This is a genomic window from Salinivibrio sp. SS2 (assembly GCF_001722075.1).
GTDB classification, from domain to species: domain Bacteria; phylum Pseudomonadota; class Gammaproteobacteria; order Enterobacterales; family Vibrionaceae; genus Salinivibrio; species Salinivibrio proteolyticus.
In genome coordinates this window covers 40,592-48,082 of sequence record NZ_MEBP01000110.1, presented here as the reverse complement: position 1 = coordinate 48,082, position 7,491 = coordinate 40,592, and the positions used below count along the sequence as shown (strand labels likewise).

General features: G+C 50.0%; 5 protein-coding genes, 1 tRNA gene and 1 rRNA gene. 3 read left to right on the top strand and 4 right to left on the bottom strand.

All coding sequences use genetic code 11. The features are described 5' to 3' along the window. The first annotated feature begins 55 nt into the window (after positions 1 to 55). Both rrf and BGK46_RS14275 read left to right on the top strand, forming a co-directional pair. Positions 56 to 171: ribosomal RNA gene (rrf, locus tag BGK46_RS14280) — 5S ribosomal RNA — on the top strand. Positions 172 to 230: 59 nt separating this feature from the next. After that, positions 231 to 307 (top strand) — tRNA-Asp (locus BGK46_RS14275). A 78-nt stretch (positions 308 to 385) separates the two neighbouring features. On the opposite strand, the gene ilvY is transcribed toward BGK46_RS14275, so the two are convergent. After that, a complete protein-coding gene (gene ilvY / locus BGK46_RS14270) occupies positions 386 to 1,249 on the bottom strand; it encodes an HTH-type transcriptional activator IlvY (protein WP_069590338.1) in 864 nt (287 codons plus the stop codon). A 131-nt stretch (positions 1,250 to 1,380) separates the two neighbouring features. On the opposite strand from ilvY, the gene ilvC reads away from it, so the two are divergent. Then, positions 1,381 to 2,868 (top strand): ketol-acid reductoisomerase, encoded by a 1,488-nt coding sequence (ilvC, locus tag BGK46_RS14265; protein ID WP_069590337.1) that lies wholly within the window; start codon positions 1,381 to 1,383, stop codon positions 2,866 to 2,868. Positions 2,869 to 2,923: 55 nt separating this feature from the next. Here ilvC and ubiK read toward each other — a convergent pair whose 3' ends face one another. From ubiK to BGK46_RS14250, 3 genes are all read right to left on the bottom strand, one after another. Further along, the gene (gene ubiK / locus BGK46_RS14260; RefSeq protein ID WP_069590334.1) at positions 2,924 to 3,184 is read right to left on the bottom strand and encodes a ubiquinone biosynthesis accessory factor UbiK; all 261 of its coding nucleotides are present in this window, start codon (positions 3,182 to 3,184) and stop codon (positions 2,924 to 2,926) included. Positions 3,185 to 3,276: 92 nt separating this feature from the next. Then, positions 3,277 to 6,369, bottom strand: a complete 3,093-nt coding sequence (locus tag BGK46_RS14255; protein ID WP_069590333.1) for a multidrug efflux RND transporter permease subunit — start codon at positions 6,367 to 6,369, stop codon at positions 3,277 to 3,279. A 12-nt stretch (positions 6,370 to 6,381) separates the two neighbouring features. Further along, positions 6,382 to 7,488, bottom strand: a complete 1,107-nt coding sequence (locus tag BGK46_RS14250; RefSeq protein WP_069590331.1) for an efflux RND transporter periplasmic adaptor subunit — start codon at positions 7,486 to 7,488, stop codon at positions 6,382 to 6,384. Positions 7,489 to 7,491: the final 3 nt, after the last annotated feature.

Sequence of the window (7,491 nt, the reverse complement as noted above, 5' to 3'; positions counted from 1 at the left end):
TGACCCTGACGGGCCGCACTGAAGTGCGTTAAATTTTGTTCCAGACAAAATTTTGCTTGGCGACCATAGCGCTTTGGACCCACCTGACTCCATGCCGAACTCAGTAGTGAAACGAAGCAGCGCCGATGGTAGTGTGGGGTCTCCCCATGTGAGAGTAGGACATCGCCAGGCTTTGAATACAATTGATTAAAGCAAAGAGATATAAGCCTTTAATCATACAGAATTGGTGCGGAGTGGTAGTTCAGTTGGTTAGAATACCGGCCTGTCACGCCGGGGGTCGCGGGTTCGAGTCCCGTCCACTCCGCCACTACTTAGAAACCCTAGCTGAAAAGCTGGGGTTTTTTGCATTTAAGCCCCAGCATCATTGTGTTGGGGCTTTTTGTGTTTATCGCATGACATCGAGTAGGGCGTTGAGTAAAGGCTCTTTTGCGCGGGAAGCTTTACAACAAAGGCCCAGCTCGAGAGGTTGCACAATTTCTTGGCGTAAGCGCTCAACCTTATCTTTTACGGGGCTGTTATCAATCACCACGTCCGGCGCCACACCAATACCACAGCCTAATGCCACCATACTGACAATCGCCTCGTGGCCTGCTATTTGTGCGTAGACGTTTGGCTCGATACCTTTACTGGTCAACCATTGATCAGCGAGTTCGCGCGCTGTCCCTGCTTCGGGCAAGATTAACGGTGTGTGTTGCCAGTCAATGGCTTGTAGATCAATGCCACTGCTGGCCATTGCTGGCGCGATAACCGACAAACTGACTGTATCAATCGGTTGAAACACCAAACTAGATGACAAGCGCTTGGGTTTAGCAGCAATAGCAATGTCTGCACTATTATCTTGCACTTTCTCTTCTGCTTGAGCGGGGTCGCCGGTCAGCAGCTGTAGCTCGATATTTGGGTATTGTTGACGAAACCGCGCGAGGAGCTCAGGTAAATGGCTATAGCTTGCCGTGACTGAACAAAAGAGCGTGAGCTTGCCGCCGAGCAAAGAGGCATGTTCATTGATACTGGCCTTCGTGGTGTGCCAAAGCTGCAGGATATCGCGTGCGACGGGAAGCAGCGTTTTACCTGCTGGGGTGAGATCGACCGCTTTATTGGTGCGAATAAACAGCGGCTGACCAATATCTTCTTCGAGACGTTGGATGATTCGGCTCAGCGCAGAAGGGCTGACGTGCATTGCTTGTGCGGCTCGGGTATAGCTTTTGGTGTCACAGAGGTGGAGAAAGCCTGTGAGTTGCTTTGCATTCATAATTTATTGTTGCTGTAACTGCAATGTTATGTTGTGAATATATCACTTTAGGCAATATAGTGGTTAGGGTAGTATCAAAAATACGCGGTGAAAACACACCCAATCACGGATTTGAATCAATGGAGCACCCCATGGCGAACTACTTTAATACCCTGAATTTACGTCAACAATTGGAACAATTAGGCGTATGCCGATTTATGGATCGTGATGAATTTGCCACCGAGGCCGAATTTCTCAAAGGTAAAAAAGTGGTGATTGTGGGCTGTGGTGCACAAGGGCTCAACCAAGGCTTAAACATGCGTGACTCGGGTCTTGATGTGGCTTATGCACTACGTCAGGCTGCCATTGATGAAAAACGTCCTTCTTATCAAAACGCGGTCGAAAATGGATTTGAAGTGGGTAGCTATCAAGATTTGATCCCACAGGCAGACTTGGTGATTAACCTTACGCCAGATAAACAGCACTCCAACGTGGTTGAAACTGTAATGCCACTGATGAAAGAGGGCGCCGCGCTTGGCTACTCACATGGCTTTAATATTGTCGAAGTCGGTCAGCGTATCCGTGAAGACATTACTGTGGTTATGGTTGCGCCAAAGTGCCCAGGTACCGAGGTGCGTGAAGAATACAAACGCGGCTTTGGTGTTCCGACACTGATTGCCGTTCACCCAGAAAATGATCCTAAAGGTGAAGGCTTTGAGATTGCGAAAGCATGGGCCGCTGCAACCGGTGGTCACCGTGCTGGCGTACTCGCCTCCTCATTCGTAGCAGAAGTGAAATCCGATCTGATGGGTGAGCAAACTATTTTGTGTGGCATGCTGCAGGCCGGATCCATCGTTTGCTACGAGAAAATGATCGCAGAGGGTGTTGAGCCAGGTTATGCGGGTAAGCTTATTCAGTACGGCTGGGAAACCATTACGGAAGCGCTGAAGTTCGGTGGCATCACCCATATGATGGATCGCTTGTCCAACCCAGCGAAAATCAAAGCCTTTGAACTGTCGGAGTCGCTTAAAGAACTGATGCGTCCTCTTTATAACAAACATATGGATGACATCATTTCTGGCCATTTCTCCGCGACTATGATGGCCGATTGGGAAAACGGCGATAAAGATCTGTTCACATGGCGTGAAGAAACGGCACAGACCGCTTTTGAAAACTATCCCGAGTCGGATGTAAGCATCAGTGAGCAAGAGTTCTTTGATAACGGTATTTTGATGGTTGCTATGGTGCGTGCAGGGGTTGAGCTTGCTTTTGAAGTGATGGTGTCATCCGGCATTATCGAAGAGTCAGCCTATTACGAGTCATTGCATGAATTGCCTTTGATTGCCAACACCATCGCGCGTAAGCGTCTTTATGAAATGAATGTGGTCATTTCAGATACGGCTGAGTACGGTAACTACTTATTTGCAAACGTCGCGACACCGCTGCTGCGCGAACACTTTATGCCAACAGTGGGTGCTGATGTGATTGGTAAAGGACTCGGAGAAACCTCTAATCAGGTCGACAACGCCACCTTAATCGAGGTCAATGACCGTATCCGTAATCATCCGATTGAGTATATCGGCGAGGAATTGCGAGGCTATATGACTGATATGAAGCAAATCGCAATTAATAACCACTAACGACACAGTATGAGATGAAAGCCTGGCCAGTGGTCAGGCTTTTTTAATGATGAATTTAGGCGTCAGTGTCTTGGTTAAGCTTTTTTTCCATCTCTGCGAGTTTGGCTTCAAGCTCGGTCAACTTTTGACGGGTGCGTAGTAGCACCTGAGTCTGCACATCAAACTCTTCACGGCTTACCACGTCGAGCTTGGTCAACTGACCTTGAATGGCTTGGCGCACACGGCTTTCCATATCCGTGCCTAACTCTTTGACAGGCTGAGGCATGGCGTCGTGAATTTGCTTGGCCACTTGCTCAAGTTTTTTGGGGTCAAACATGGAATACTCCTTCATTAACTGCCTTTATTCTATGTAAATACGGACAGCTTGTCGAAAGATGACAAAAGAGAAAGGGCCCGAAGGCCCTTTAATTAGTGTGACGCGTGATAGTCTTTATCGAGCTTGTCGAGCTCATCGTCTTCGACAAACACAGGCAGTGGTTTGTGTTTGCTGGCCAGATAGGTGTAAATCACTGGCAAAACGAATAGGGTAAACAAGGTACCGATAGCAAGACCTGCCACGATCACAATCCCGATGCTAAAGCGTTGCTCGGCACCTGCGCCGGTCGCGAACATCAGAGGGATCAGACCAGCAATCATTGCTGCAGTGGTCATTAAGATCGGACGCAAGCGAATTTTAGCTGCTTCTTTGACCGCATCCATCCGACTGGCTTGATGATGCAGCTGCTGCTCTTTGGCCACCTCACAGATCAAAATACCGTGTTTGGTAATCAGACCTATCAAGGTGATCAACCCGACTTGCGAGTAGATATTCATCGACGACAGCCCCCATGCGAGTGCAATTAATGCACCACAAATGGCGAGCGGTACAGAGACCAAGATCACCAGTGGGTCGAGCAAGGATTCAAACTGAATCGCAAGGACCAAATAAATGATCGCCAGCGCGAACAAGAAGGTGGCATAGAGTGCGCTACCCTCTGTGACGTATTGGCGAGATTCACCGAGGTAATCGTGTTGATAGCCTTTAGGCAACTCTGCCGCTTTGCTTTCAAACCAGTCAACGGCGGTCCCCATGGTTACGCCTGGCGCTGCCACTGCACTGATTGTGGCGGCATTCAATTGGTTGAAGTGCGGCAGTGAACGTGGCTCTGCGGTAATGTCGATATCAATCAGCGAACCGAGTGGAATTGACTCACCATTTGCCGCGCGTACGTAATAACCTTCGATAGACTCAGGGTTGAGGCGATATTTACGCTCAACTTGTGGGATCACTTCATAAGAGCGTCCATCAAAGTCGATACGATTCACATAGCCATCCGCCATCATGGTACCAATGGTGGCACCGATGTCTCGCATGGTCACGCCGTAGGAACCCGCCTTGTCTTTATCAATGCTGATATTCATGGTGGCCGAGTCGAAGTTAAGGTTTAGCTCCGAATAGACGAAATTCGGGCTAGATTGAACCTCTGACATGATCTCAGCCGTCACTTGATAGAGACTTTCGAAGTTATTCGGTGTCGTCACCACGAATTGGATTGGTAGGCCAGACGAGGCGCCGGGGAGCTCTGGCATCTCAAAGGTGGTGACTTTCATGCCCGGAATGTCTTTCACTTCCTCGGCCATGCGCTTCACGACTTCTGACTGACTGGCTTCACGCTCACTCCATGGCACCAGAGAAGCAATACCAAATGCTTGATTCGACTTAGGTACGCCAGAGAAGACCTGAGAGAAGGCCACTTCTGGTTGTTCGTCGAGCTTTTGGTTCACTTCCGCCATGGTGTTTTGGATGTAATCCAAGTTAGCGGTCGAGGGAGCAGTACCCATCATCACGACCACCCCTTTATCCTCCGAAGGTGCAAGCTCGCTGGGGATAAAGCTGAATAGAACCGGCAAGGACGCAAACACGATCACGGCGAAAGACAAGATCACCGGACGACGTTGCATCACCTTATCCAGCATGCCCGCATAGCGCTCTGTCATACCGTCCAAGAAACGGTGGACTGCCAATTCAAAACGGCTTGGCTTTGCGTGGGCTTTTAACATCGACGAACACATCACTGGCGAGAGAGTGAGTGCCACAATCCCCGAGACAAACACGGCCCCGGCAAGTGTAAGCGCAAACTCCTTAAACAGTGAGCCCGTGATCCCGCCCATCATGGCGATAGGGGCATACACAGCCGCCAGTGTCAGTGTCATTGAGATAACTGGCACGGCAATTTCCCGCGTACCAATAATGGCCGCGCGGAAAGGCGATTCACCCAGCTTGATATGTCGGTCGATGTTTTCGAGGACCACGATCGCATCGTCAACCACCAAGCCGATGGCCAATACCATTGCCAGTAGCGTCATCAAGTTCAGCGAGAAGCCAATCATTTCCATGACCAAGGCCACACCAATCAATGACAACGGAATGGTGATGATAGGAATGATAACGGCGCGGAATGAGCCCAAGAACAAGGTAATCACCACCAGTACGATAATGGCCGCTTCAATGATGGTTTTTACTACCTCATGAATGGACTCATTAATCGCTTTGGTAGAGTCATACAGTACGTTCATTTGGATATTGCCCGGCATGTTGCGCTCGATTTCGGGGAGCATTGCAGTCACGTCTTCGGCAATATCAATGGGGTTGGCGGTAGGTGCTGCATTGACCGCCGCGACCACTGCCTCTGAGCCATTCGCAATGGCGCGGAAGCGATCATGGCTTTTCTCTAGCGAGACCTTGGCAATATCCCCAAGGCGCACCACGCGACCCTCTTGGGTCTCGACCACCAAGTTACTGAGCTCTTCTGGGGTCGACACCTGGGTGTCGGCGCTACCGTTGTAAACCATATAGGTTCCGATAGCTTGACCGGTGGCGGACTGGTAGTTATTGGCACTCAGTACCGACATGACATCCGTGGCCGTTAGGTTAAACCCGGCCATTTTCTGAGGATCCAGCCAAACACGTAGACCGTATTTCACCCCGCCGTATAAGTCGATTTTCGACACCCCGTTCACGGTGAACAGCTGAGGCTTCACGACGCGCTCGAGGTAATCAGTGATCTGACTTGAATCGAGCTCCGGTGAGGTAAAGCCGATATACATCACCGCAGTGGTTGAACCCGTCGACATCGATACCGAGGGGTCCTCTGCCTCAGTCGGAAGCTGTGCACGCACCGAATTGACCTTGGCAAGAATATCCGCCAGTGCCGCGTTCGGATCCGTGTTTAGCTTCATGTTAACGGTAATCGTCGAGGTCCCCAGCACCGATTCTGAGGTCATAAAGTCAATATTGTCAGCTTGGGCGACGGCCTGTTCGAGTGGGGTGGTGATAAACCCCTGAATCAAATCGGCACTGGCACCATAGTAGCTGGTTGTGATGGTGACCACGGTATTGGTCATTTCCGGGTATTCCCTGACTTGCATCTTAAAGAGCGACTGCAAGCCTAGCAGCGCAATCAGTATACTGATTGAGGCTGCCAGTACTGGGCGCCGGATAAAAATATCAGTAAAGCGCATCACATCCTCGTCTTACAATTGAGGTAATTGTTCTGGTGGTGTGAGAGCGTCATTTTCGACGATTTTCACTTTTGAACCGTTGCTCAAGCGCACTTGGCCGGACGTTACCACGAGATCGCCAGGTGCGAGACCATCAATGATTCGGACTTGGTGGCCACGACGCTCGCCCACTTTAAGCACTTGCTGATAAGCACGCTTTTCGCCATCTTCTTCACGGATCACGTACACACTTTCGCCATACAAAGTGAAGTTGATCGCGGTTTGGTCAATCACGATTTGATCTTCAATAGTGGGCAAAATGATGTCTGCACGCGCAAACATCCCTGAGCGCAGTTGCCCGTCGTTGTTGGGAATGTTGGCTTCTACTTTAATCAGGCCGCTCTGACTATTGACGGCAGGCTCGATAGCACTAATTGAGCCGATAAACTCCATTTCTGGATACGCATCAACGGTGATACGTAGTGGCTGACTGAGACGGATTTTAGCAATGTCCGTTTGTGGCACGGTAAAGCGAAGCTTCATGACAGAGGTGTCTTCTAAACGAGCAATATCGGTACCTGGCTGCAAATATTCACCCATGAAGACATTACGCAGACCAATGACCCCATCAAACGGCGCTTGGAGGTTACGACGCGCGATGGTGGCTTTCAGCGCCGTGATATCCGCTTGTAACGAACGATAATTCGCCTCGGCTTCATCGAGTGCCTCTTTAGAGATGGAGCCTTTGGCAAACAGACCTTGGTAGCGCTTAAACTTCGCTTCCGCAGCAGGCAGGCGCGCTTGGGTGCTGGCGAGGTTGGCTTTTTCAACACTAGAGTCAAGTTCCACCAAATTTTGACCCCGCTTGACGGTTTGGCCTGATTCAAAATTGATCACATCGACCACCCCTGCAATTTGCGTGGTTAGGGTAATGCCTTGATTTGGCTCGATAAAACCAATAGCGTCGATGGTGGGGGTCCATGGCTCAGCAGCAACCGTCACGGCCGTCACCGGATGGGTTGGTTCCGGCATATTTGCCATATATTCCGCTATCTTTTGCTGCTTGAACAGGTTAAAGCCAATCACACTGCCAAACAGCAGCAGTGCAAGGATCAGCATGACAAAAAACCATTTTTTCATCGA